This window comes from Paraburkholderia domus (assembly GCF_905220705.1).
Classification (GTDB): Bacteria; Pseudomonadota; Gammaproteobacteria; order Burkholderiales; family Burkholderiaceae; genus Paraburkholderia; species Paraburkholderia domus.
In genome coordinates this window covers 62369-85352 of sequence record NZ_CAJNAT010000020.1, presented here as the reverse complement: position 1 = coordinate 85352, position 22984 = coordinate 62369, and the positions used below count along the sequence as shown (strand labels likewise).

20 protein-coding genes and 1 riboswitch are annotated in these 22984 nt (G+C 62.3%); of the genes, 8 read left to right on the top strand and 12 right to left on the bottom strand.

The window, feature by feature from the left end; all coding sequences use genetic code 11:
* Positions 1 to 159 precede the first annotated feature (159 nt).
* Together KHO31_RS27190 and KHO31_RS27185 are read left to right on the top strand one after the other, a co-directional pair.
* Positions 160 to 732 (top strand): helix-turn-helix domain-containing protein, encoded by a 573-nt coding sequence (locus KHO31_RS27190; RefSeq protein WP_201072924.1) that lies wholly within the window; start codon positions 160 to 162, stop codon positions 730 to 732.
* A gap of 12 nt (positions 733 to 744) precedes the next feature.
* Positions 745 to 1272, top strand: coding sequence for a GNAT family N-acetyltransferase (locus tag KHO31_RS27185; protein ID WP_201138845.1), 528 nt, complete (start codon positions 745 to 747; stop codon positions 1270 to 1272).
* A 99-nt stretch (positions 1273 to 1371) separates the two neighbouring features.
* On the opposite strand, the gene KHO31_RS27180 is transcribed toward KHO31_RS27185, so the two are convergent.
* The 3 genes from KHO31_RS27180 to KHO31_RS27170 form a co-directional block, all read right to left on the bottom strand.
* A complete protein-coding gene (locus tag KHO31_RS27180; RefSeq protein WP_201072921.1) occupies positions 1372 to 2004 on the bottom strand; it encodes a LysE family translocator in 633 nt (210 codons plus the stop codon).
* A gap of 167 nt (positions 2005 to 2171) precedes the next feature.
* On the bottom strand, positions 2172 to 3377 hold the full coding sequence (locus KHO31_RS27175; protein ID WP_201138846.1) for a M20 aminoacylase family protein: 1206 nt from the start codon (positions 3375 to 3377) through the stop codon (positions 2172 to 2174).
* A 100-nt stretch (positions 3378 to 3477) separates the two neighbouring features.
* Complete coding sequence (locus tag KHO31_RS27170; RefSeq protein WP_201072916.1) at positions 3478 to 4824, bottom strand: MFS transporter; 1347 nt, start codon at positions 4822 to 4824, stop codon at positions 3478 to 3480.
* Between the two features lie 179 nt (positions 4825 to 5003).
* Here KHO31_RS27170 and KHO31_RS27165 point away from each other — a divergent pair, with 179 nt between their 5' ends.
* The 3 genes from KHO31_RS27165 to KHO31_RS27155 all read left to right on the top strand — a co-directional run bounded on the left by KHO31_RS27165 (position 5004) and on the right by KHO31_RS27155 (position 8145).
* Positions 5004 to 5963 carry a LysR family transcriptional regulator gene (locus KHO31_RS27165; protein WP_211624528.1) on the top strand — a complete coding sequence of 320 codons (960 nt, stop codon included), beginning with the start codon at positions 5004 to 5006 and terminating at the stop codon, positions 5961 to 5963.
* Between the two features lie 76 nt (positions 5964 to 6039).
* Positions 6040 to 6133, top strand: a riboswitch (glycine riboswitch).
* A 174-nt stretch (positions 6134 to 6307) separates the two neighbouring features.
* Positions 6308 to 7519, top strand: a complete 1212-nt coding sequence (locus KHO31_RS27160; protein WP_211624526.1) for a D-amino acid dehydrogenase — start codon at positions 6308 to 6310, stop codon at positions 7517 to 7519.
* 359 nt (positions 7520 to 7878) lie between these two features.
* Positions 7879 to 8145 (top strand): BON domain-containing protein, encoded by a 267-nt coding sequence (locus tag KHO31_RS27155; RefSeq protein ID WP_201072910.1) that lies wholly within the window; start codon positions 7879 to 7881, stop codon positions 8143 to 8145.
* Here KHO31_RS27155 and KHO31_RS27150 read toward each other — a convergent pair.
* From KHO31_RS27150 to KHO31_RS39750, 4 genes are all read right to left on the bottom strand, one after another.
* Positions 8142 to 9311: an acetate/propionate family kinase gene (locus tag KHO31_RS27150; protein ID WP_201072908.1), complete on the bottom strand. Its 1170-nt coding sequence runs from the start codon at positions 9309 to 9311 to the stop codon at positions 8142 to 8144. The two genes, KHO31_RS27155 and KHO31_RS27150, sit on opposite strands and share 4 nt — an antisense overlap.
* Before the next feature lie 7 nt (positions 9312 to 9318).
* Positions 9319 to 11712: a phosphoketolase family protein gene (locus tag KHO31_RS27145; RefSeq protein ID WP_201072906.1), complete on the bottom strand. Its 2394-nt coding sequence runs from the start codon at positions 11710 to 11712 to the stop codon at positions 9319 to 9321.
* Between the two features lie 354 nt (positions 11713 to 12066).
* Entirely contained in the window at positions 12067 to 12273 is a 207-nt protein-coding gene (locus KHO31_RS27140; protein ID WP_201073027.1) for a hypothetical protein, read from the bottom strand.
* Between the two features lie 31 nt (positions 12274 to 12304).
* Positions 12305 to 12427 carry a hypothetical protein gene (locus tag KHO31_RS39750; protein WP_268961918.1) on the bottom strand — a complete coding sequence of 41 codons (123 nt, stop codon included), beginning with the start codon at positions 12425 to 12427 and terminating at the stop codon, positions 12305 to 12307.
* Positions 12428 to 12734: 307 nt separating this feature from the next.
* Between KHO31_RS39750 and KHO31_RS39745 the strand changes: the two genes are divergently transcribed.
* Positions 12735 to 12860, top strand: coding sequence for a hypothetical protein (locus KHO31_RS39745; protein ID WP_268963080.1), 126 nt, complete (start codon positions 12735 to 12737; stop codon positions 12858 to 12860).
* Positions 12861 to 12884: 24 nt separating this feature from the next.
* On the opposite strand, the gene KHO31_RS27135 is transcribed toward KHO31_RS39745, so the two are convergent.
* The 4 genes from KHO31_RS27135 to KHO31_RS27120 all read right to left on the bottom strand — a co-directional run bounded on the left by KHO31_RS27135 (position 12885) and on the right by KHO31_RS27120 (position 16927).
* Positions 12885 to 13589: an HAD family hydrolase gene (locus KHO31_RS27135; protein ID WP_201072904.1), complete on the bottom strand. Its 705-nt coding sequence runs from the start codon at positions 13587 to 13589 to the stop codon at positions 12885 to 12887.
* A gap of 15 nt (positions 13590 to 13604) precedes the next feature.
* On the bottom strand, positions 13605 to 14642 hold the full coding sequence (gnd, locus tag KHO31_RS27130; RefSeq protein WP_201072902.1) for a phosphogluconate dehydrogenase (NAD(+)-dependent, decarboxylating): 1038 nt from the start codon (positions 14640 to 14642) through the stop codon (positions 13605 to 13607).
* Positions 14643 to 15051: 409 nt separating this feature from the next.
* Positions 15052 to 16371: a sugar efflux transporter gene (locus tag KHO31_RS27125; protein ID WP_201072900.1), complete on the bottom strand. Its 1320-nt coding sequence runs from the start codon at positions 16369 to 16371 to the stop codon at positions 15052 to 15054.
* A 238-nt stretch (positions 16372 to 16609) separates the two neighbouring features.
* Complete coding sequence (locus tag KHO31_RS27120) at positions 16610 to 16927, bottom strand: DUF2628 domain-containing protein (protein WP_201072898.1); 318 nt, start codon at positions 16925 to 16927, stop codon at positions 16610 to 16612.
* Positions 16928 to 17174: 247 nt separating this feature from the next.
* On the opposite strand from KHO31_RS27120, the gene KHO31_RS27115 reads away from it, so the two are divergent.
* Both KHO31_RS27115 and KHO31_RS27110 read left to right on the top strand, forming a co-directional pair.
* On the top strand, positions 17175 to 17495 hold the full coding sequence (locus tag KHO31_RS27115; RefSeq protein ID WP_201072896.1) for a thioredoxin family protein: 321 nt from the start codon (positions 17175 to 17177) through the stop codon (positions 17493 to 17495).
* 41 nt (positions 17496 to 17536) lie between these two features.
* Positions 17537 to 18556, top strand: coding sequence for a class I fructose-bisphosphate aldolase (locus KHO31_RS27110; RefSeq protein WP_201072894.1), 1020 nt, complete (start codon positions 17537 to 17539; stop codon positions 18554 to 18556).
* Between the two features lie 101 nt (positions 18557 to 18657).
* On the opposite strand, the gene KHO31_RS27105 is transcribed toward KHO31_RS27110, so the two are convergent.
* On the bottom strand, positions 18658 to 22860 hold the full coding sequence (locus KHO31_RS27105) for a CheR family methyltransferase (RefSeq protein ID WP_201108191.1): 4203 nt from the start codon (positions 22858 to 22860) through the stop codon (positions 18658 to 18660).
* Between the last annotated feature and the right edge of the window lie 124 nt (positions 22861 to 22984).

The window sequence follows — 22984 nt, the reverse complement described above, 5'->3', positions numbered from 1 at the left end:
GCGGCAGGTTTTAGTTTGTGGGCACTATGATAAACGCCCCGGCAGCTCGCGGTGTACGAATCTCCGCAATGGCGAGGTGCGTCCCGAGCGCGTCCGCATCCTTCCCGGCACGTTTTTGTTTCGTTGACGATTTTCCATATTCGAGATAATTTCCCGAATATGGAAAAGACACACCCCGACGACAACACCATCGACCGCCGCATCGCCCAGCGTCTGCGAGGGCTGCGCGCCGAGCGAAACTGGTCGCTCGACGATCTCGCGAAGCTCAGCAACGTCAGCCGCGCCACCCTGTCGCGCCTCGAAAACGCCGCCGTGAGCCCCACGGCGAGCGTGCTGGGCAAGCTCTGCGTCGCCTACGGCTTGCCGATGTCGCGCCTCATGCACATGGTCGAAGAAGACTTCGCACCGCTGGTGCCACGCGAGGCGCAGGCGGTCTGGACCGACGCGAGCGTTGGCTTCCGGCGCCGCTCCGTGTCGCCACCGGCCCAGGCGCTGAGCGGCGAGGCGCTGGAGTGCGAACTCGATGCCGGCGTGCGCATCACTTACGACGCGTCGCCGCGGGCCGGCCTCGAACATCATCTGATCCTGCTCGAAGGGCAACTGCAGATCACCGTCGACGGCCAAGGCCACGATCTGCAACCCGGCGACTGTCTGCGCTATCAGTTATTCGGCGCCAGCGCGTTCGTCACGCCCGCGCACAGCGCGGCCCGCTACCTCCTCTTCATCGTCTGAGTTCGAGCCACTATGAGCGCGACCACCATCACGAGCTTTTCCGCCGACGACCTCGTTCACCATCTATCCGAACTCGGCGCGCTCCTGCATGCCTGCGTCCATAACGGCGCGAGCGTCGGATTTGTGCTGCCGTACAGCGTCGAGGAGAGTGAGGCGTTCTGGAGCGGCAAGGTGCTGCCGTCGCTGCGCGCGGGCGTGCTTGTGCTGTTCGTCGCTCGCCATGGCGAGTCGATCGCCGGCACTGTGCAACTGGATTACGACACGATGCCGAACCAGCGTCATCGCGCCAAGGTGCGCAAGCTGCTGGTCCACCCGGCGTTTCGCCGCCAGGGCATTGCCAAAGCGCTGATGACGGAACTGGAACACCGTGCGCACCAGTTGCAGCGCAGCCTGCTGACGCTCGACACGCGCACCGGCGACAAGGCCGAGCCGCTCTATGCCGCACTCGGCTACCAGACGGCCGGCGTGATCCCGCGGTTTTGCCGCGACACGCAGGAGGCGCAGCTTGACTCGACCACCATCATGTACAAGACGCTGTGAGCATGATGCACGCAGGCCGCCCGCGATGGACGCCCAAGACGACCGGGACGCAAGCAGGACGTCGACGATGCAGACTCAGGCGAGTCTTCAATGTCCGGTTTAACGGCGCGAATCGAGTGCGATCCGCACGGCCAGACCGGCGAGCACGGTGCCCATCAGCCAGCGTTGCACCTGCAGCCACACCGGCCGCCCTGCGAGAAACCCGGCGATCGAGCCCGCCGTGCTCGCGATCAGCGCATTGATCGTGACGGCGATGACGATCTGCACGCAGCCCAACGCGATCGACTGCGTGAGCACGCTGCCGTGCTCCGGCGAAATGAACTGCGGCAGCAGCGACAGATACATCACAGCGATCTTCGGATTCGCGAGGTTCGTGACGAGGCCCATGGTGAAGAGTTTTCGGCCGCTGTCGTGCGGCAGGTCGCGCACCTGGAACGGTGAACGCCCGCCCGGCTTGACCGCTTGCCACGCCAGATACAGGAGATACAGCGCGCCGCCGAAACGCAACGCGTCATACGCATAAGGCACGGTCAGCAGCAGCGCGGTGATACCGAACGCCGCGCAGAACATGTAGAACACGTAGCCGAGCGCAACCCCGCCGAGCGACACGAGCCCGGCGCGCCGCCCCTGGCAGAGCGATCGCGAGATCAGGTAAATCATGTTCGGGCCGGGCGTGAGCACCATGCCGAGCGAGATCAGGGCGAAGGCAAGCAGCGTTGTGACAGCGGGCACGGCGTTCTCCTCGTGAATTGAAGTCAGGTAGTGCCGCTCAATATAGCCGATGTCGCCGATTCAAGCCTTCAATCCGGACTTGAAAAATCCGCATGCGCAGTTGAACAGCGCTTATCACGCAGGACTGCGCACGTGCCCTCTGCCCGCTGTCGAGCCCAGAAGGCGGGTTAGCCGAGATACGCTTCCACGAGCTTGACCCAGTAGCTTGCGCCAAGACTGATGATGCGGTCGTTGAAGTCGTACTTGGGGTTATGCACCATGCAACCGCCCCACTCGCCCACGCCGTTACCGATCATCACGTAGCAGCCCGGCACCACGTCGGACATCCATGCGAAGTCTTCGCTGCCCATCATGCCTTTGGTGTCGGTCAGAACGTTCGCGGCGCCGACCAGATCGGTGAGCACATCACGAGCTAGCGCGGTCGGCGCCTCGGCATTGACTACCACCGGCACGAGCCGTTTGTAGTCGATCGAGGCTTCCACGCCGAAGCATTGCGCCTGCAGCGTGACGATTTCGTGCACGCGTTTTTCGATCCGCTCGCGCATCTCGGGGTGAGTCGAGCGCATGTTCAACAGGAGCTTCACGGTGTCGGGGATCACGTTGTGGGTCGCGCCCGCATGAATGCCGCCAATGCTCACGACCCCCACTTCAGACGCAGGCAGGTTGCGCGAGACGATGGTCTGCAAGGCCATGATCAGCGAACCGGCCGCGACGATCGGATCGCGTGCCCTGTCCGGCATCGCACCGTGGCCGCCCACGCCTGTCAGCGTGACCGTCGCGACGTCCGAGGCTGCCGTCACGCCACCCGTCTTCACGACGAACTGGCCGACCGGAATGCCCGGGCCGTTGTGCAGCGCGTAGACCGCGTCGCAAGGAAAACGCTCGAACAGGCCCTCTTCGATCATGCGGCGCGCGCCGCACAGGTTTTCTTCGTCAGGCTGAAAGATCAGGTTGAGCGTGCCGTCGAAGCCGCGGCTCGTCGCCAGATGCTTGGCGGCGGCGAGCAGGATCGCAGTGTGGCCGTCGTGGCCACAGGCGTGCATCTTGCCCGGAATCCGGCTGGCGTACGGCAGATGCGTTTGTTCGTGAATCGGCAAGGCGTCCATGTCTGCACGAATGCCGATTTTGCGCGTACCGTTACCCAGTTTCAGTTGGCCGACCACGCCCGTGCCGCCGATGCCGGTATGCACGTCATAGCCCCACGTCTTCAGCAAACCGGCGACCAGTTCCGCGGTGTTGACGACGTCGAAGCCTGTTTCCGGATGTGCGTGAATCTGGCGGCGCAGATCGACAAAGGTCTGTTCGTCGGCAACGACGTCCGCGATAAGTCCAGCTGATTCCAGATCCGCTTCAACGACTTGTGCTTCAAGCATGCGATGTTCTCCTGTTGGTTCTGTTGGTCCTGTTGATCCTGCCAGTCACTTCTCTTGATTGACTGCGCTGCAATTGATTGAAATCTCTAATCCGGAGCGTTCAGTCAGCGTGATGCTCTTTCAACGCCGCCAGTGCACCGAGCGACACCGCGCTGCACGTGACCATGTACCAGGCGGGCGACATGGGATTGCCTGTCGTGCTGATGAGCCACGTCACGATGAATTGCGCAAAGCCGCCGAACACCGACACGCCGACGCTGTACACCACGGAAAAACCCGTGGCCCGCACATGCTTCGGAAAGCCTTCCATCAGAATCAGAAAAACCGGGCTGGAAGCGAGCGCGAGACAGCTGACCAGCGCGGCAATCACCGTCAGCGCGACGCCGAGTTGCGCGGTGTGGTTGAGCAGCCAGAACGCCGGATAGATCAACACGGCGCCGAGCAGCGTGGCGCCGACGACCAGCGGCTTGCGACGCGGCAGCCGATCCGACAGCAGGCCTGCGAGCGGCGAGCCGATCAGCAAGACCGCGCCGGCCACGCAACCCGACAGAAACGCGGTGCTTGGGGGCATATGCAGCACACGGATCAGATAAGTCGGCATGTAGAACACGACGATGTACATCGACGCCGTGCCGCCCACCATCATCAGAATCCCGACACACACTTGCCGCCAATGACGTGCCATCACCTCACGAAACGCGCTGCTTTCACGCGCCGTGGCCTGATGCGTTTCATCCAGCGCGCGGCGGATATACATACCGACCGGTCCGATCAGCAGACCGCAAAGGAACGGAATGCGCCAGCCCCAGCTTTCCAGATCGGCAGGCGCGAGGAAATGCGACAGCAGAAAGCCGCTGAGCGCGCCGACCAGCGCCGCAGCACCCTGGCTCGCCAGTTGCCAGCCAACCAGAAAGCCGCGCGTGGACCGCACGCCCGACTCCATCAGCAGCGTGGTCGACGCGCCGATCTCGCCGCCTGCCGAGAAGCCTTGCAACAAACGGCCGAGCACGATCAGCAGCGGCGCGAACAGGCCGATCTGCGCATAAGTGGGCGCAAGGCCGATTGTTGCCGTGCCGAGCGCCATCAGCGCTATGGTCAGCGTCATCGCCGCTTTACGGCCGGCCCGGTCCGCATAGTTACCGATAACGATGCCGCCCAGCGGCCGCATCACGAAACCGATGCCGAAGGTGGCGACCGCCATCAGCAGCGAGCCAAAAGCCGTATGCGACGGAAAGAACAGCTTGCCGATCAGAACCGCGAAGAAGCTGTAGATCGTGAAGTCGAACATCTCCAGGCCATTGCCTAACGTGGTCGCTGCGATCAGCGCGAACGTCGAGGCGCGGGGCCGGGCCGAAGTCTGCGCGGACAACTGAGCGAGCCCCTGAACCGGCTCCTGGGACACCGCGTCGACTGACGCGGGTTGCAGCGAGGTGTGCAGATTTGCCATAACGATTCCGATGATTCCGGTGGAAGGGGCTGCGTCGCTTTCCCGCCGACGTCAACCGAACAGTGCGGTCGTCAAATTCCGAGCGCAAATCGTTTGTTTTTATAGCCATCACTTTTATTTATCCCCACACTGGAGGCTGCCGCGGCACACAGCCGGGCACTATTCGATTGGATTCGACGATGAAACTTCACCAATTGCGCTCATTGATCGCCGTCGCGGAGAACGGCAGCATCCACGAGGCGTCGCGTGCGCTGCACGTCACGCAGCCGGCCGTGAGCAAGGCGCTGGCCGATCTGGAGGCGGAACTCGGCGCGCCGATGTTCGTGCGTTCAGCCAAGGGCACGCAGCTCACGCCATACGGGCAAAGCCTGATTCGCCATGCGCGCGCGATCGAACAGGAACTGCGCCACGCACACGAGGACATCTCCACACTGCTCGGCATCGCGCGCGGCACCGTGACGGTGGGCGTCACGCCGGTGACGTCTGCCGGGCCGTTTGCCGAGGCATTGCGGGAGTTTTCGCGGGTCTATCCGCAGGTCACCGTCAATGTGTTCGAATTGCGTCCGCCGCAGATCCAGGAAGGCCTTGCGGACGGCTCGATCGATTTCGGCCTTGTCTCGCGCATCGGCCAGCCGACCGATACGCGTTTCCACTGGGAGACGCTCTACACCATCGCCACGACGCTGGGCGTGCGCACCGGCCATCCGCTGCGCGGCACGCATTCTCTCCAGGGTCTCACCCAGGCGGCGTGGCTCAGCTGGGACGCACTCGACGATTCGACGAGCCTGATCGGCACGCTGTTCAGCAGCCAGGACGTCGCGCCGCCGAAAAACGTGCTGCGTTGCACGTCGACATCGCTATACCTGGAGATGGCCAGCACCACTGACCGCATCAGCCTATGGTCGGAACTGCCGTTCCATATGGCGCCGTACAAGGGCTTGCTGCGCAGGATCGGCTTGGCCGAGCCGCTGCCGGACATGACGATCGGATTGATCTGCCGCGATATCGAGCTGAGCACCACCGTCGCTGCGACGCTGATCGAGATGATTCGCACCGCCTGTACCAAGTTCGCGGGGGTGTACCAGCGCGCCGGTGCGACGCCGGGGCGGCGGGCACAGGAGCCGAAGGAGCGGCCGTGAGCATGGCCGATTGCGCGTTGCAGCGCAGGAAACACTTGCGGAGAAAAATTTTGCCCGGTATTGTCGAGCCGTTCTGCAATGCAGCGCGGGAGAGATCGTCAGAAGGTTGTGACGACGCCGACGGAGCAACCGCCCCGGAAACTCTCAGGCAAAAGGACCGCGCAGCTGGAACATCTGGAGAGCGGCGCCGTGCGCGCCCACCGAAGGGGATTCCCTGCATACGGGTGCATCAAGGCGCGTAGGCTCACGGGAAGAAACTCTCAGGTACATGGACAGATGGGGCATCGACGCCGGTTTCGACAAGAAATCGACACCGGTGATGCTCAACTACTCTGGACCATGTCATGTCACGAATCGCCATTATCGGCGCCGGCATTACCGGCGTCACGACTGCTCACGCCCTGGCTCAGCGCGGCCATCACGTTACCGTGTTCGAACGTCATCGCTACGCGGCGATGGAGACTTCGTTCGCCAACGGCGGCCAGTTGTCCGCCAGCAATGCCGAAGTCTGGAACAGCGCGGCCACGGTGCTGAAGGGCTTGCGCTGGATGCTCACGCGCGACGCCCCGCTGCTGCTCAATCCGATGCCCACGTGGCACAAGTATTCGTGGATGGGTGAGTTTTTGCGGCAGATCCCGCATTACCGTGCGAACACCATCGAAACGGTGCGGCTCGCGATCGCGGCGCGTGAGCAGCTGTTTTCGATCGCCGAGCGCGAAGGGATCGACTTCGATCTGGAGCGGCGCGGCATCTTGCACATCTATAAGACCCAGAAGGAATTCGACGCGGCAAGCAAGGTGAATGAAATGCTGCGCGAAGGCGGGCTGGACCGGAATCCGGTGACGTCGAGTGAGTTGCATGCGATCGAGCCCACGCTGCAGGGTGATTTTTTTGGCGGGTTTTTTACGCCTTCGGATTCGACTGGGGATATTCACAAGTTCACCCGCGGGTTGGCGCAGGCTTGCGTGCGGCACGGTGTCGAGTTTCATTACGACGCCGAGATCACAGCGATTGAGCAGCCGGCTGAAGGACAGTTCTCGATGACGGTCAATCTCGAGGGCGAGTCACAGCGCTTTGCCTTTGAACGGATCGTGGTGTGTGCCGGTGTCAAGAGTCGCGACTTCGCGGCGATGCTCGGCGATCATGTGAATGTGTACCCCGTTAAGGGGTATTCAATCACCGTTTGTCTCGATGATGAAGTGAGTCAGCAGAACGCGCCTTGGGTCAGTTTGCTCGACGACAGCGCGAAAATTGTCACTAGCCGGCTTGGCGTGGATCGGTTTCGGGTGGCCGGGACGGCAGAGATCAACGGGTTTAATCGGGATATTAGGTCGGATCGGATCGCGCCTTTGGTCGACTGGACTCGACAGTATTTTCCTGATGTGTCGACTTCGAAGGTCATTCCATGGGCTGGGTTAAGGCCTATGCTGCCGAGTATGTTGCCGAAGGTCGGGCGCGGGAAACGGCGCGGCGTTTTTTATAACACCGGGCATGGGCATTTGGGGTGGACCTTGTCTGCGGCTACTGCGCAGGTTTTGGCTGGGGCTATTCAATAGGGCTTGGTGTGCCTATGGCGTTGGCCTTTCCTTGCTTTCTTCGTGGTCTATTAGCGTTGCCCCTGTGCGGGGCGGCACCTACTTTTCTTTGCCTGCTGCAAAGAAAAGTAGGCAAAAGAAAGCAGCTCACACCGCTAACTCATAAGCGGGTCCCCCGCACAGTCACGGTTGTGGCTCATCTGGAATCCGTGCCCTCGCACATTCCGCGTTGGTGACTAAGGGCTCATCCGCGCCCACTCCGCACTGCGTGCGTCGCGGATGGGTTTGCCCGGTAAACCAGGGGCTTCTGAGCGTCGCCAAGGCAAAACCCGCGACATCTGCTAGTGTTGTCCAATCGCGGTCCATTCCCGAGGGTCTCCATGACCAGATCCCGCTCCGTCACGCGCAGCAACCCAAGCATCCGCCTCACCGATGAACAGATCGCCGCCGAAGCGACGAGGCGCCTCGCCTGGGATGCCGCCGTGCCCTCAAACACCCTCCACGTCAAAGTCTCACACGGACGCATCACCCTGCTCGGCGTAATTCAACACGATCAGCAACGAGCCGCCGCACTCGAAGATGTCTCCCGGCTGTTCGGCGTCACCGGTGTCTCCGATCACGCCACCATCAAAGCAAATTCCCCCTAGCCCGCCGCGGCTCGCAACAGCGCCCGGCAATGTCTCGCGATCTGCTTCTCCTCCTCAGTGTGAATCGCCCTCACCTTCCCCGCTTGATCCCCTTCCGATAACCCCAAAAACGCAAGCCCCGCGCACACGCGCCTACGAATCTCCTCGCTGTGTTCGCCAATGCCGCCCGTGAACACCAGCAAATCAATCCCGCCCAGTAAAGCCGCATAAGCGCCTATCGTCTTGCGTACGGCAGTTGCAAACGCATCCAGCGCCAGCAACGCATTCGCATCCCCCGCGGCCGCGCGCTTCTCCAGGGCCTGCATGTCGCTTTCGCCATCGGCGTAACCGGCGAGGCCGCTCTGGCGATTCAACAAGGTCTCCAACGCGTCGGCGTCAAGCTTCTCGACGCGCATCAGATACAGCAGTACGCCCGGATCAAGGTCGCCGCTGCGTGTGCCCATCGGCACGCCGCCGGTCGGCGTCATACCCATCGATGTATCGATGGACTTGCCGTCCTGCAAAGCACATAAACTCGCGCCGTTGCCAAGATGCGCGAACACCGCTCGTGGCGGCAAGTCGGCGCCGAGTCGCGTCACCAGCGATTCATACGACAGCCCGTGAAAGCCGTAACGAATCACGCCAGCCTCCGCATAACGGCGCGGCAACGCAAGCTGCGCCGCGCGCGGCGGCAGCGTCGCGTGAAACGCAGTATCGAAGCAGGCGAAATGCGGCACGTCGCGGAAAATCTTTGACGCCTCGTCGATCAATGCCAGCGCCGGTGGAATATGCAACGGCGCAAAGTGCACGGCGTCCTGCAAGCGCTGCCGGACTTCAGGTGTCAATCGTTGATGCGTTCGCAGATAAGGGCCGCCATGCACCACGCGATGACCCACCGCCGCCGGCCGTTCGTACTTCTGCTCCGTAAGAACGCGCGCGAGCATCTGCAATGCGTCGGTCTGCGACTCCAGCACACGGTCCTGTTGCAGCAGCACGCGGCCGTCGGGCGATTTGATGCTAAAGCTGCCGTCGCCACGCCCAATACCTTCGGCGCTGCCTTCCAGCAGCCATGCTTCGTCTGCGCCGGAGTGCGTAAAGAGCCCGAATTTCAGCGAGGACGACCCGCTGTTCAGCACCAGAATTGTCGGTATCTGCGACGGGTCGGCGGTCTTCTCATGAGTCTCCATGGCGCGCTCAGGCTTTCCAGGTCCAGTTGCGGATCTCTTCCTTGTCGATGCCTTCGGCATGCGCATAAGCCAGGTGCTCGATGATCTGCCCGCGCAACCACTCTTTCGCGTGATCGCCCACGCCGCGCAGCGCCGGCACGCGATCGATCACGTCGATAGCCAGCGAGAAACGGTCAACCTGGTTGATGATCGCCAGTTCGAGCGGCGTGTTGATGTTGCCTTTCTCGTGGTAGCCGTGCACATGGAGATTGTCGTGATTGGTACGGTTGTACGTCAGCTTATGCACCAGCGACGCGTACGAATGGAAGTTGAAGATCACCGGCTTGCTGGTGGTGAACAACGAATCGAAATCGCGGCTGGACAGGCCGTGCGGATGCGCATGCTCAGGCATCAGACGGAACAGATCGACCACGTTGACGAAGCGGATCTTCAACTCAGGAAAGCGCTCCTTCAGAATCTGCACGGCGGCAAGGGCTTCCATCGTTGCGATGTCGCCCGCGCAAGCCATCACCACGTCCGGTTCGACGCCCTGATCGGTCGACGCCCAATCCCAGATGCCGATGCCTTTGGTGCAATGCGTGACGGCCGATTCCATGTCGAGGTACTGCAGATGCGGCTGTTTGTCGGCGACGATCACATTGACGTAATCGCGCGAACGCAAGCAATGATCGGCGACGCTCAGCAGACAGTTGGCGTCCGGCGGCAGGTAAATACGCACGACGTTCGGGCTCTTATTGGTGACGACGTCGAGAAAACCCGGGTCCTGGTGCGTGAAGCCGTTGTGATCCTGGCGCCACACCAGCGACGTGATCAGCAGGTTGATCGACGGCACCGGTTGCCGCCAGTCGAGATCGCATTTCGCTTTTTCCAGCCACTTGGCGTGCTGGTTGAACATCGAATCGATCACATGGACGAACGCTTCATAGGTGGCGAAAAGGCCATGACGGCCGGTCAGCACGTAACCTTCGAACCAGCCTTCAAGCGTGTGCTCGCTCAGCATCTCCATCACGCGGCCGTCCACTGAGAGCTCGCCGCCGTCAGCGTCGCTTGCCATGGTTTCGGCCAGCCAGGTTTTCTCCGAGGCTTCGTAGATGGCCGTCAGCTTGTTGCTCGCCGTTTCGTCGGGGCCGAATACGCGGAAGTTCGTCATGTTGTTGCGCATCACGTCGCGCAGAAACGTGCCGAGCACCTCGGTGGGTGACGTGTACGAGCCGGCAGGTTTTTTCACCGTCACTGCATAGTCGCGGAACGCCGGCAAGTCGAGCGTTTTGCACAGCAAGCCGCCATTCGCATGCGGATTGGCGCTGATTCGGCGCGTGCCAACGGGCGCCAGTTCGCGCAGTTCTTCGACCAGGCGCCCTGCTTCGTCGAATAGCGACTCCGGTTCATAACTGCGCAGCCAGCTCTCGACGAGCTTCAGGCTCTTGCTATTGGTGACCGGGTCGAGCACCGGCACCTGGTGCGCGCGCCACGAGCCTTCTACCTGATGACCGTCGACTTCCTTCGGCCCGGTCCAGCCTTTCGGCGAGCGCAGCACGATCATCGGCCAGCGCGGCCGCGTCGCATCATTGGCCTCGCGCGCATGCTGCTGGATCGCGCGGATTTCGCCGATGCATTGTTCGAGCGTCGCGGCCATCTGTTGATGCATGGTGTCCGGATCGTCGCCTTCGACGAAATACGGCTTGTGGCCGTAGCCGGTCAACAAGGCTTCGAGTTCCTCGCGGGGAATCCGCGCGAGGATCGTCGGATTGGCGATCTTGTAGCCGTTCAGATGCAGAACCGGAAGCACCGCGCCATCGCGAATCGGGTTGAGGAATTTGTTCGAGTGCCACGAGGTGGCGAGCGGGCCGGTTTCCGCCTCACCGTCGCCGATCATCACCGCGACGATCAGATCGGGGTTGTCGAATGCGGCGCCGTAGCCGTGCGACAGGCTATAGCCGAGTTCGCCGCCTTCATGAATCGAACCCGGCGTTTCGGGCGTGCAATGCGAGCCGATACCGCCAGGAAACGAGAATTGCCGGAAAAAGCGGCGCATGCCGGCTTCGTCCTCGCTGCGGTCAGGATAGATTTCCGAGTAATGGCCCTCGAGATAGCAGTGGGCCAGCGTGGCAGGCGCGCCATGGCCCGGACCTGCGAGATAGATCACGTTCAGATCGAGCTTCCTGATGAGCCGGTTCAGATGGACCAGCAGGAAGCTCTGCCCAGGGTCCGAGCCCCAGTGGCCCAGCAGGCGGTTCTTGATGTGTTCGGGTTTGAGCGGCTCACGCAACAGCGGGTTGTCGCGCAGGTAGATCATGCCGGCCGAGAGGTAGTTGCAGGCGCGCCAGTAGCGGTCCATCTTGCGCAACGTGTCGGGCTCTAGTGTATTCGGCGGGGTCGGACGGGAGGTTGCTTCGGCCATGGCGTCACTCCTTGAAAAGGACTGTCTGGCAGGTTAGCGCGTGCTGCAGCGATTGTTCGTGACGCGGCCGGCGCAGAAAAACCAGCGACGCCGGCCGTCTTGTCATGCGCATGACATAACGTAAGCGTACCGACGGAGTCCGTTGCTCAAGACTCTCGGGACTGGGGCGGAGAATCGGCACGGGTGTGACAGGAAGCACGCGTCATGGTTCGACGCGATTGTCCAAAGCTTGATCTTGCGACGTGTGTGCGTCTCTTTCGTGTATGCGCGGAAAACGTGGATTGTGGAGTGGCCGATCCGATTGCCGGCCCGAACGCCGGCTAGCGCCGGTTCGATGGTGTTCAGTTGACCGCTTTACGCCTGCTCTTTCTCGTTCCGCTGTGGTGGCTGATAGCGCCATTTGCTGGCGTTCGGGTCGTTGCGCGCATCGTCGCGTTCGCGTTGTTCCGCACGCGCTTCGTCGGCGCGGCCGAGTTCGGTGCGCCGGTCGCGCACGGCAGCGGGCGAATCGGCTTGACGCAACGGCGACGGTGAACGCCGCTGAGAAGGTAGTACTGACATGAAGCCTCCCTTTCCGAGGATGTGAGACGAATTAACGTTTTTTCCCGGTCCAGCGGCGGTCCGGGCGGTGTAGGAGACGAAGCTGACGCAGATATATCGAAGCGCCGAACATCAACGCCATGCCGGCCACGACGCCCCAGATTGCCGATGTCATGATTTTTTCCTTGGGCCGCTGGCCGCACGGCGGTTAATCGCCTGCGCTGTGAAAGTGGGCAACCGGTTGAGCGCTCGGCTGATTTTGAACAGATCCGATTACGACGAGCGCCAAGCAAGGATCATGCGCTCAATTGCGGAGGATGTCTGTACGTTGTTGGACAGTCAGCACGGCAGAGGCGGCAGGTCTTGCGCTAGACTTTAAGCGCGAATTAAGTAAGGGCGGCTATGCTCCCGCTGCCAAATGCGCTTCGGCGGACCGCGTCTGGCGCGTCCTGTACTGCTCGCCCATTATCTGAACGGCCACCATGTCGACACCCAGTCGCTTCAAAACACCCCTGATTCTCGTTCTCTCGCTTGTGCTGTTGTGCGCCGGCGTTGCCGTTCTCGTCGGCGTATTCGGGTTGCTGATCAAACTGACGGGCCTTGGCTAGCCCCCATTGGGCGGACTATTGCACCTAAGCGCCCCCTGCTGTCCCGCCGCTCAGCAGCGTATTGACGTCGACATCAGCCAGCTCCCCGATTCTCTCAATCGTCACATCCGCGGGCGGATTGCTGGAGATCTCTTTAGGATCGAAAGCGTAATGCCCCTGCCGAGGAAAGACCGTAGTCAGCTTCTCCCCCCAGGCTTTCTTCATGGCTGTCAAGATCCGCAATTTGTCATCCACCATCACGTATTGCCGGGCCGGATAGCACGCCATCACCTGATCGAGCATCTGCTCCTTGTGAATGTAGATCAGCACCCGTCCCTCGACTTCCTCCCATAAGCCCGAGCGGGCGATCTTACGCGGCTGGAACACCACGTCACCATCGGACAAGATCACCGCGGGGCCATGCTTCGACACATGTTTGATTGCATCCAACGCTCCGGGATACAACCTGTTCGCAAACGGATAGTCGATCAGAAACGACGACATCAACAACAGGTGCGTGTCGCGCGGATGCTCCTGCCGGTAGCGCTGCAACGCCCCAAGGTAATCGGCGTAGCCAAGCTCCGCACGCAACTCTTCGAAAATTTCCCAGTACCGCACGCTGTTCTGCTCGCCGAACTGCCGCATCATGTGCACGCGCAGATCCGCCAGCACATGATCGTTGTCCAGTAACGTGTTATCGCAATCGAACAGAAAGACGATGTCGTGAGGCGTAGCGTTGGCGGTTTCCATTGCAGTTCCCGTGCGTTAGCGCTTCTGTCCATCGGCCGGCGTAGCCGCTTTCTCGACGTGCCCCCCGAAGTCGTGCCGCATGGCCGACAACACGCGGTTGGCGAAGTCCGCATCGCCCCGCGAGCTGAAACGCGCGAATAGCGCCGCGCTCAGCACCGGCGTCGGCACGCCTTCATCGATCGCCGCCGCCACTGTCCAGCGCCCTTCGCCCGAATCCGATACGCGCCCTGCATAGCTTTGCAGATCGGCGTCGCTGACGAGCGATCCTGCGATCAGGTCCAGCAGCCATGAACCGATCACACTGCCGCGCCGCCAGACCTCGGTGACCTCGGCGAGATTCAGTTGGTATTGGTAAAGCTCAGGGCGGCGCAGAGGCGACGTTTCGGCGTCGGCCTCGCGCGCTTGTTTGCCGGCATCGGCGTGGTGCAGAATATTCAGGCCTTCGGCATACGCGGCCATCATTCCGTATTCGATGCCGTTGTGGACCATCTTCACGAAGTGCCCCGCACCCTGCGGGCCGCAATGCAGGAAGCCCTGATCGGCCGTGCTGGCGCCGGCTGTGCGGCCCGGCGTGACAGGCGCCGCGCCCGCACCTGGCGCGAGTGACGAGAAAATCGGTTCGAGCCGCTTCACGACCTCAGTCTCGCCGCCGATCATCAGACAGTAGCCGCGCTCACGGCCCGCGACACCGCCGCTCGTGCCCACATCCACGTAGTGAAGCTGACGTTTGGCCAGATCGGCGCTGCGGCGAATGTCGTCGTGGTAATAAGAATTGCCGCCGTCGATCACGATGTCGCCGGCTTCCAGCAAGGGCACGAGGTTCTCGAGCGTCTTGTCGACCACCGCCGCGGGCACCATCAGCCACACTGCGCGCGGCTTCTCGAGCTGCGCGACCAGGTCTTCGAGCGATGCTGCACCGGAGATACCCTCCTGTTTCAGCTTTTCCACCGCTGCCGGTTGCACGTCGTAAGCGATACATTGGTGAGCGCCTTTTGTCAGGCGTCGCACCATGTCCGCACCCATGCGTCCCAATCCAATCATGCCTAGCTGCATATCTCGCTCCCGAAAGTGCCTCGTTGCGCTGCTCGAACTGGTTCGGTGTAAGGCGGCCATGCCGCGTGCTTCACTGGCGGCAAGTGGCTCATCTAACTGTAGGTGCGTTTTACGTGATCCGACAGACACACGGTAGCAGTCTGGGATCGTCCATGCAGTGAATCGGGCATCCCCGCCTGCAACCAATGACGATACGCTTCTTTGCAGAGGTTTTGCGCGGGCTGAAGTTCCGCTAGCGCGTCGGTGCGGGTTGTAGCATGGACGTAAGCTTCGATTCAGCCAACTGTTTTATTACGCTTCCTGTTCGGCAGGTCCGGGCTTATTTCGAACGTCGTCTTCGAACGGCATTGGAATCGGTCTGGGCGATACGGGCGGCGGGCGGCGTGTCGCGTCCGAGCCGTGTGCGCTACTACCGCCGTGCCTGAACCTTCCCGTATTGCGTGCGCGCGAAGCGCCGCACCGCGCGCCACATCTGCGGATAGCGGTAACCCGGCACGGCGAACAGCACCAGCGCGCAAAGCGCCAGCAAACCGCAGACCAGGAACGTGCCGCGATAGCTGAACGCCTGCACCAGCAAACCCGACAACACACCGGAGAGAATCGAGCCGACCCGCGCCGCATTGAAGAACAGCGCCGTCGCGCGGCCCGGCGAGTGCGGCATCAGATCCTGCACGTAGGTCATGCCAAGGCACGAAGTCACCGCGACCACAAACGCGTTGAGCATCTGCATCGGGATCAGCACGTGGACGCTCCCCGCCAGCGACATTGCGACGAAATACACGGCGTGAACCGCCGCGCACGCAGCCAGCCAGTTGGGCTTGTGCAGCACCGACGACTTCGCGCCGAGTGCGAGCATCATCGGAATCTCCACCAGGGCTCCGAGGCCGAGCATGACCGACACGTCCAGATGCGAGCCGTTCAGACCATGCACGATGTAGAGCGGCAGCACGATCATGGTGGCGTTCGCGGCGAGACCGAGCAAGGTGAGCGCGGCCACGGCGCGGCGGATGTCGTTCTGCGATGCGACGCCTGGCAAGTCTTCGTGCGCCTCTTCGCCGGGCGCGGTAAGCGGCGGCACGGTGATCGAGGCGGAAGGCTCCGAGGCTGTGTCTTCCACCGTGTGATCGCCCAGATGGCCCTGCGGCTCCCGCATGCGCCAGACGATGGTCGCGCAGGCCGCGAAACTCGCCGCCGCGAACAGGAAGAGCCCATAGAAACCGGCGCCGGCCAGCACCAGCGCGCCTACCGATGGACCGAACACCCACGCCGCCGATAGGATGGTCCGCAAGGTGGCGCTGGCAAACGCACGCTCCGCGGGGTCCGGCACAGGTAGCGCCGCGCGGCTGAAGGAGAACACCATCGAGATGGCCGAGCCGCCCGCGCCGATAAAGACAATGCCGACCGCCAGCAACAGCCGGTAGTCACGCACCACGCATAGACAGAGATAGCCGAGTGCGGCGGCCACCAGCGCCGCCAGTAAGAACGGCCGGTGCCGTCCGCTCGCATCGCTCCACCGGCCGGCGAAGGTGCTCGCGAGCACCCCGCTGGCGGCAATCAGCGTCATGAATATGCCGAGCTTGAGCGGTGTCATGCCGGCGCGTTCAACGCCGAACAACGACAGATACGGAGCGGTGAACGACATCGCCACACCGAGCATGAGGGTGGCGGCGGCCAGCGGCTTGAAGCCAGGGATGCGCAGCAGGTCGAAAAAACGGGAGGTTTTCAACACGGGTGGCGGTGGGTCAGGGAAAGCGAGCCCGCGACGCGCGATGCACACCGCAGACTTCGTGGCCGGAACAATCGGGGCATTATCGGCCTAGCTTGCGGGCGCGTAAACCCGCGCTCCCGTATCCCAAAACGGCACCGGCTGTGTCACCACCTGGCCGATGGCCGTCTTTACGTACCACGACACGACTTCGATGCCGGGCGGCGAAAAGGTCTTGAAGAATCCTTGCGCGCGCAACGGGTCATTGATGCTCGCCAGCGGGTTGCACAACGACGTATCCGCGTTTTTCGAGCGTCCAACGGTGCCACTGATTGCCATAGACGCCACAGGCAACGCCGAACAGCACGGACAGCACCAGTCCGATCGTTCCGACCGTTTCTCCCCACAAACCCGTGAAAAACAGCAGCGTATTGACCGCCAGCATGATGAAAGTGGCAAACCACATTCTTTTCGACATTGCCCAGATGAAGCCCAACAGCAACGCACCCCAACTGAAGCCCGTGGCGACCGCGACGGTTTCGTCCTTGCCGGGGCGCTGAAGGTAGATCCTTTCCGCCATTTCCTTTCCTGAACACGATGATGCATCTAGATGTGAATCATGACGTTTAACACGTCACACTGACAAGAACATGAGTTTGTGTGAACTCCGTACCCTGCCTGGCATCGCGTTGGCCTGCGCACAGACAAGCGCCCCTCTCACTGACGATCCTGACCATAGCTGCTACTCTTACAAAAATCCACGCGCAGCGAGACTCCGCGACAGCGGAAAGCCCTGCCGGCACAGGTAAAAAAGCACCGGAGTACCGATGGCAATCCAAACCGCCTATTCCCCCAAAGCACCCTCACGAGCCGAAGTCGACGCCTTCCCGGGCGTCACGGTCATAGAATTCGGCACGGACTGGTGCGGCTTCTGCCAAGGGGCACAAACATCGATCGCAAAAGCTTTCGAACCGCATGCCGGCATCAGGCGTCTGAAAATCGAAGACGGCCCCGGCCGCCCGCTCGGCCGCTCCTTCAAGGTCAAACTCTGGCCCACGTTGATCTTCATGCGGGACGGCGCCGAAGTCGCACGCATCGTGCGTCCGGCTAACTCCGCGGAGATAACCGAGGCTTTCGCGTCGCTCTGACAAGATTTCATCCGCAAACCGGATTAAAGGGAGCACCCCTCATGGACACCCGTAGCGAGCTGCAAGCCACCGTCAATGCGATGGTCCAACCCGGCAAAGGTCTTCTCGCCGCCGACGAAAGCGGTCCGACCATCGCCAAACGCTTCAAGACGATCGGCCTCGAATCCAGCGAGGAAAACCGCCGCGCCTATCGCAACCTGCTGCTCACCACGCCAGGCCTCGGCGAATTCGTGAGCGGCGTGATCCTTTACGAAGAAACGCTCGGGCAGAAAGCGGACGACGGTACGCCTTTCCCGCAACTCTCCGCCAGGAACGGCATCGTACCCGGCATCAAGGTGGACCTCGGCAAGATTCCACTCGCGCTCGCCCCGGGTGACGAAATCACCGAAGGTCTCGACGGCCTCGCCAAGCGTTTCGTCGACTACAAGCGGCAAGGCGCGCGCTTCGCGAAATGGCGCGCGGTCTACAACATCACGGCAAGTTTGCCGAGCCGCCTCGCCATCGAAGCGAATGCCGACTCGCTGGCGCGCTACGCGGCGATTTCCCAGGAAGCGGGCATCGTGCCGATCGTCGAACCGGAAGTATTGATGGACGGCGATCACACCATCGGGCGCAGCGCGGAAGTGACCGAGGCCGTGTTGCACGAGGTGTTCAACGCACTGCACCGGCATCGCGTGGTGCTCGAACATATCCTGCTGAAGCCGAGCATGGTGCTGGCGGGTGCTGAACACGCGCAGCAATCGTCGGTCGCGGATATCGCGGCGCACACCGTGCGGATACTCAAGCGCACGGTGCCCTCGGCGGTGCCGGGGATCGTATTCCTGTCTGGCGGGCAATCGCCGGAAGAGGCAACGGCCAATCTCGACGCGATGAATCGCCTCGGGCCGCTGCCGTGGAATCTGAGCTTTTCGTATGGCCGCGCGTTGCAGGAACCGCCGCTGCAAGCATGGAGAGGACAGGCGAGCAACGTCAAGGACGCTCAGGCGGCGTTGCTCAAGCGCGCCCGTCTGAATAGCGCGGCGGCGCTAGGCAAGTACGACGCGGCGCAGGAAAAAAACTAGCCTCTACGGCGACAGCGGGCCGCGCGTGCCACCACGTTTCAGCACGCGCGATCCCTGTCGAACCGGCTTCAAGCACAGCCGTCAACAGGAAAGACCTGCGCTCAACGATTCGTGGTGGTGGCGCGCGCGATCTTGTCGAGCAGCGCCTGCAGCGAAACCGGCTTGCCGAGGTGGCCGTCGTAGCCGGCGCGGATTGCACGCGTGGCGTCCTGCGGCCGGCCGAAGCCCGTCAGTGCAAGGGCCGGGACCGACGCGGTTGCGGGCAGTTTGCGCAGCGCAGCGATCAGTTCGTAGCCGTCCATGCCCGGCATGCCGATGTCTGAGAGGATCAGATCGAACTGTTGATGCGCTGCGACAGCAAGCGCGTCGGTGCCATTGGTTTGCGGCCACACTTGCGCGCCTTCAAGCTCGAGCAGGCCCTGGAACGCCTGCAAACTTTCGACCGCGTCGTCCACCAGCAGAATCCGCATGCCCTTGAGCAAACTGACGTCGCCCGGCATTTCGCGGGTTTCGGGCTGTGCCACCGTGCTGTCGGCCGGCAGCCAGACCCGGAAACGCGCGCCCTTCCCGAGACCTGCGGATTCCGCCTTCACATGGCCGCCATGCATTTCGGCGAGCTGTTTGACGAGCGCGAGCCCAATCCCCAGACCGCCGCTATGGCGCCGATGCGGCCCCTCGGCCTGGCTGAACATGTCGAATACGTTCGGCAGGAAGGCCGGTTCGATACCGCACCCGGTATCCTGAACCTCGACGCGCGCATAGCCACCTTCGCGCGAGAGTGTCAGGTTCACCCGGCCGCCCTGCGGGGTGAACTTCACCGCGTTGCTGATGAGGTTCCACAGAATCTGCTCGAAGCGCACGGGATCGGCGTCGATAAAGAGCGGCTCGGCCACGCCGTGCACGGTCACGCTCACGTGATGCGCCAGCGCATCGGCCTCGATCGCGCTGCCCACCAGAACCGTAATCGCCGCGATGTCCACGCGCGAGCGCTCCAGCGTCAGTTTGCCGGTACGCACGCGTGATAGATCGAGCAGATCGTCGATGATCTTGGCGAGGCTGATCACCGAGCGGCGAATCGCATCGGCCGCATCGCGCACCACAGGCAGCCCTTGCGTCGACGGCGCGCGGTCCAGCATGTCCGCTTTCACGTGAATCAGATTCAGCGGGTTCTTCAGTTCATGCGACAGCACCGCGAGGAATTCGTCCTTCAGACGGCTGGCCGTCTCCATCTTCTGGCGCATCGAGCGTTCGAGAGAAATCTTGCGCTGTTCGAGCGCCTCGGTGCCTTTGCGCTGCGTCAGATCGCGCACGATCTTCGCGAAGCCTCTGAAGGTTTCCGACGACACCGGCGTGATCACGCCGCTGCAATAAAGCCGCGTGCCGCTTTTGTGGATGTACCAGCGCTCGTCTTCGACGCGCCCGTCGTTCTGCGCGCGTTGCCGCTCCACCAGCGGTTCATTGGCTTCGCGCTCTTCCGGCAGATAGAGCCGATCGAGCAATTGCCCTCCCATCTCGCTCTCGCTGTAACCGAAGATCCGCTCCGCCCCCTTGTTCCACGTCACCACGCGGCCATCCATATCCTGCACGATGATCGCGAAGTCGTTGGTGCTTTGCGCGGCGAGATGCAAACGCTCTTCACCCTGGCGTACCCGTTGCTCGGCGCGCCGCAATGCCGTGATATCGACAATGGTCAGCACCGCGCCGTCGATGTGATCGTCGGTCGTGCGATACGGCGAGAGGCGCGTCAGAAAATAGCGGCCGCCCACACCGCGAATCTCACGCTCGATCAGCTGCAGCGATTCGAAAACGGTGGCCGTGTCCTCGGCCATCTGCGGGTAATCGAGCCGGTGCGTAAGGTCGTGCAGCGGGCGGCCCACATCGGAGGGAATCACGTTGAACAGTTCGGTCGCGGCCGGCGTATAGCGCTTGATGCGCATCTCGCGATCGACGAACACCGTCGCGATGCCGGTCGAGGCGATCACGTTCTGCAGATCGTCTTTGGCCTTGCCGGTTTCCTCGATCTTGGCCTGCAACTCGGCGTTGACGGTAAACAGTTCCTCGTTCAGCGATTGCAGTTCTTCCTTACTGGTCTCGAGTTCTTCGGTGGTCGCACGCAATTCCTCGTTAATCGCCTGCAGCTCTTCGTTCGATGCTTTCAGCTCCTCAGTCGAGGCCTCCGACTGCTCGACCGTGGAGCGCAACTCCTGCTTCGTGCGATGCAGCTCGTCTTCGAGGTGTCCCAGCAACGAATCCTGCGTAGCCGGACTGGCCGCCTGAATGGTTGGCACGGTCGCGCCGGCTGCACTCTCTTCGAACAACACCAGCGCGAATTCCGGTGAATCTTCGGTGCGCCGGTACGGACGCACGATGATCCGGACGTGTGCCTCGGCCGTGAATTCGATCGGTGCGGTCACGACCTCGCTGCTGCTACGCAGGGCCTGGAATAGCGCCCCGCGCAGTTTCAGGCGAAATACCGGATTGACCAGCATGAGGAGGTTATACGACGGCTCGCCACGCACGAAGCGCAGGAAGCGGCCGGCGTGTTCGGACATATGCAGGATGTTCGCATCCGTATCGACCACGACACTCGGCGGTGCATACAGCTCGAGAATGCGGTGATGCAGGGCCGAGAACGGCAAGACCTGCGGCAACGGCGGCGTGGGTCCGGCGCTGGCCGCGGCAGTCACGCCACCGTGCTGAACAACCGGCATGCTGATTGACGGCCGCACTGCGCTGGTGACCACGTTCGCGCGGTAAATGCGATTTTTTTTATCGACCGGCGTGAACAGATCGCCCGCCGCCTCCGCCGACTCCGAACTGCCGAGCAACAGATAGCCGCCGGGTTGTAAGGCGAAGTGAAACATTTGCAGCACCTGGTTCTGCACGCCGCGATCGAGATAGATCAGCAGATTGCGGCACGACACCAGGTCGACACGCGAAAACGGCGGGTCACGCAGCACGTTATGCACGGCGAACAACACCTTTTCCCGGATGGCTTTGGCGACGCGAAAGTGTGCACGTTCATGCGTGAAGAACTGGCGCAGGCGCTGCGCGGGGACGTCCGCGGTGATCGACTCGGGATAGAGACCCGCGCGCGCGAAAGCAATTGCGCGTTCGTCGATGTCGGTCGCGAACAACTGGACCGGAATTCCTTCAGGCCGCTCCGGATGATCGGCGAGCAGCATGGCCAGCGAATAGGCTTCTTCTCCGGTCGCGCAACCGGCGATCCAGGCACGCACCGGGTCGTCCTCGGATTTCTTCTGGAACAGCTTCGGCACGATCTCCTGCTCGACCACGTCGAAGGTTTCACGATCGCGGAAGAAATTGGTCACGCCGATCAGCATGTCCTTGAGCAGCGCCGGCGTTTCGTCGGGATGCGTGAGGACATAGTCCTGGTACGTTTGCAGATCGGGAATGCCGTTGACCTGCAGTCGGCGTTCGATACGCCGCAGGATCGTGGCGCGCTTGTAGTGACGGAAATCGTGGCCGGTGCGCGCGCGCAAGGTGGCGAGCACGCCGAGCAAAGCCCGCTCGGCGGTCGAAGCCGGATCCTGCTGCGCAACAGCGAGCGTTTCGGGTTCGTCGTCCGCGGGTGGCAGGCGGATCGCGCGAGCGTTGTCGGCGAGCTCGCGAAGTTTGCGCGGCATGTCCGCCGCGCGCAGCGTGAGGTCGACCATGCCGGTTGCCACCGCGTTCTGCGGCATTTCCGGGTATTCGGCGTCCGCAGGGTCTTGCGCGATCGTCACACCGCCCTGTTCCTTGATACGGCCGATGCCGGTCGCGCCGTCCGCGCCGGTACCCGAAAGCACGATTGCAATCGCCCGCTCGCGGTGCGCGTCGGCGAGGCTGCGGAAAAACAGGTCGATGGCAATCGGACGGCCGCGCGGGCGGTCAGCTTCGACGGGGGTCAGGTGGCCGTTGTCGAGCGACAGATCGTTCGACGGCGAAATCACGTAGACGTGATTTTTTTCGACCTCCATGGCGTGCTGCACCTGGCGCACCGGCATGGAGGTGGCGTGTTGCAGAACCTGGTCGGCGCTGCTGGCATGGTCGGGAGACAGATGCAGCACGACCACGAAGGCCATACCCATATCGGACGGCGCGTTTTCGAAGAAGCTCAGGAGCGCTTGCACGCCGCCCGCGGACGCGCCGATGCCGACCACCGGAAAGTCCAGCGGGCTGACGCCAGGCGTGCGCGTGGGCGCCGCGCCGCCGTCGGTGTTCGTTGGTGTGCCTGTCTGCGTGCTCGCCTGTGCAGCTGACTGCGTATTCGTTGGAGACGCCCCTGATTCACTGCCCGCCATACCCATCCCTTGTGCGCTCCCCTGCGTCTCAGCGGCCTCGCCTCTTTATGGCGATAAGGCCCTCGCTGCTTCCGCTCGCATTGTCGCGTGTGTTGCGCCGCATTGCAAAGTCCTGCATCCGGTT

Coding starts and splice junctions, on each gene's coding strand:
- KHO31_RS27190 (WP_201072924.1), top strand. CDS start 160: ATGGAAAAGACACACCCCGACGACAACACCATCGACCGCCGCATCGCC.
- KHO31_RS27185 (WP_201138845.1), top strand. CDS start 745: ATGAGCGCGACCACCATCACGAGCTTTTCCGCCGACGACCTCGTTCAC.
- KHO31_RS27175 (WP_201138846.1), bottom strand. CDS start 3,377: ATGCTTGAAGCACAAGTCGTTGAAGCGGATCTGGAATCAGCTGGACTT.
- KHO31_RS27170 (WP_201072916.1), bottom strand. CDS start 4,824: ATGGCAAATCTGCACACCTCGCTGCAACCCGCGTCAGTCGACGCGGTG.
- KHO31_RS27165 (WP_211624528.1), top strand. CDS start 5,004: ATGAAACTTCACCAATTGCGCTCATTGATCGCCGTCGCGGAGAACGGC.
- KHO31_RS27160 (WP_211624526.1), top strand. CDS start 6,308: ATGTCACGAATCGCCATTATCGGCGCCGGCATTACCGGCGTCACGACT.
- KHO31_RS27155 (WP_201072910.1), top strand. CDS start 7,879: ATGACCAGATCCCGCTCCGTCACGCGCAGCAACCCAAGCATCCGCCTC.
- KHO31_RS27150 (WP_201072908.1), bottom strand. CDS start 9,311: ATGGAGACTCATGAGAAGACCGCCGACCCGTCGCAGATACCGACAATT.
- KHO31_RS27145 (WP_201072906.1), bottom strand. CDS start 11,712: ATGGCCGAAGCAACCTCCCGTCCGACCCCGCCGAATACACTAGAGCCC.
- KHO31_RS27140 (WP_201073027.1), bottom strand. CDS start 12,273: ATGTCAGTACTACCTTCTCAGCGGCGTTCACCGTCGCCGTTGCGTCAA.
- KHO31_RS39750 (WP_268961918.1), bottom strand. CDS start 12,427: ATGACATCGGCAATCTGGGGCGTCGTGGCCGGCATGGCGTTGATGTTC.
- KHO31_RS39745 (WP_268963080.1), top strand. CDS start 12,735: ATGTCGACACCCAGTCGCTTCAAAACACCCCTGATTCTCGTTCTCTCG.
- KHO31_RS27135 (WP_201072904.1), bottom strand. CDS start 13,589: ATGGAAACCGCCAACGCTACGCCTCACGACATCGTCTTTCTGTTCGAT.
- gnd (WP_201072902.1), bottom strand. CDS start 14,642: ATGCAGCTAGGCATGATTGGATTGGGACGCATGGGTGCGGACATGGTG.
- KHO31_RS27120 (WP_201072898.1), bottom strand. CDS start 16,927: ATGGCGGAAAGGATCTACCTTCAGCGCCCCGGCAAGGACGAAACCGTC.
- KHO31_RS27115 (WP_201072896.1), top strand. CDS start 17,175: ATGGCAATCCAAACCGCCTATTCCCCCAAAGCACCCTCACGAGCCGAA.
- KHO31_RS27110 (WP_201072894.1), top strand. CDS start 17,537: ATGGACACCCGTAGCGAGCTGCAAGCCACCGTCAATGCGATGGTCCAA.
- KHO31_RS27105 (WP_201108191.1), bottom strand. CDS start 22,860: ATGGCGGGCAGTGAATCAGGGGCGTCTCCAACGAATACGCAGTCAGCT.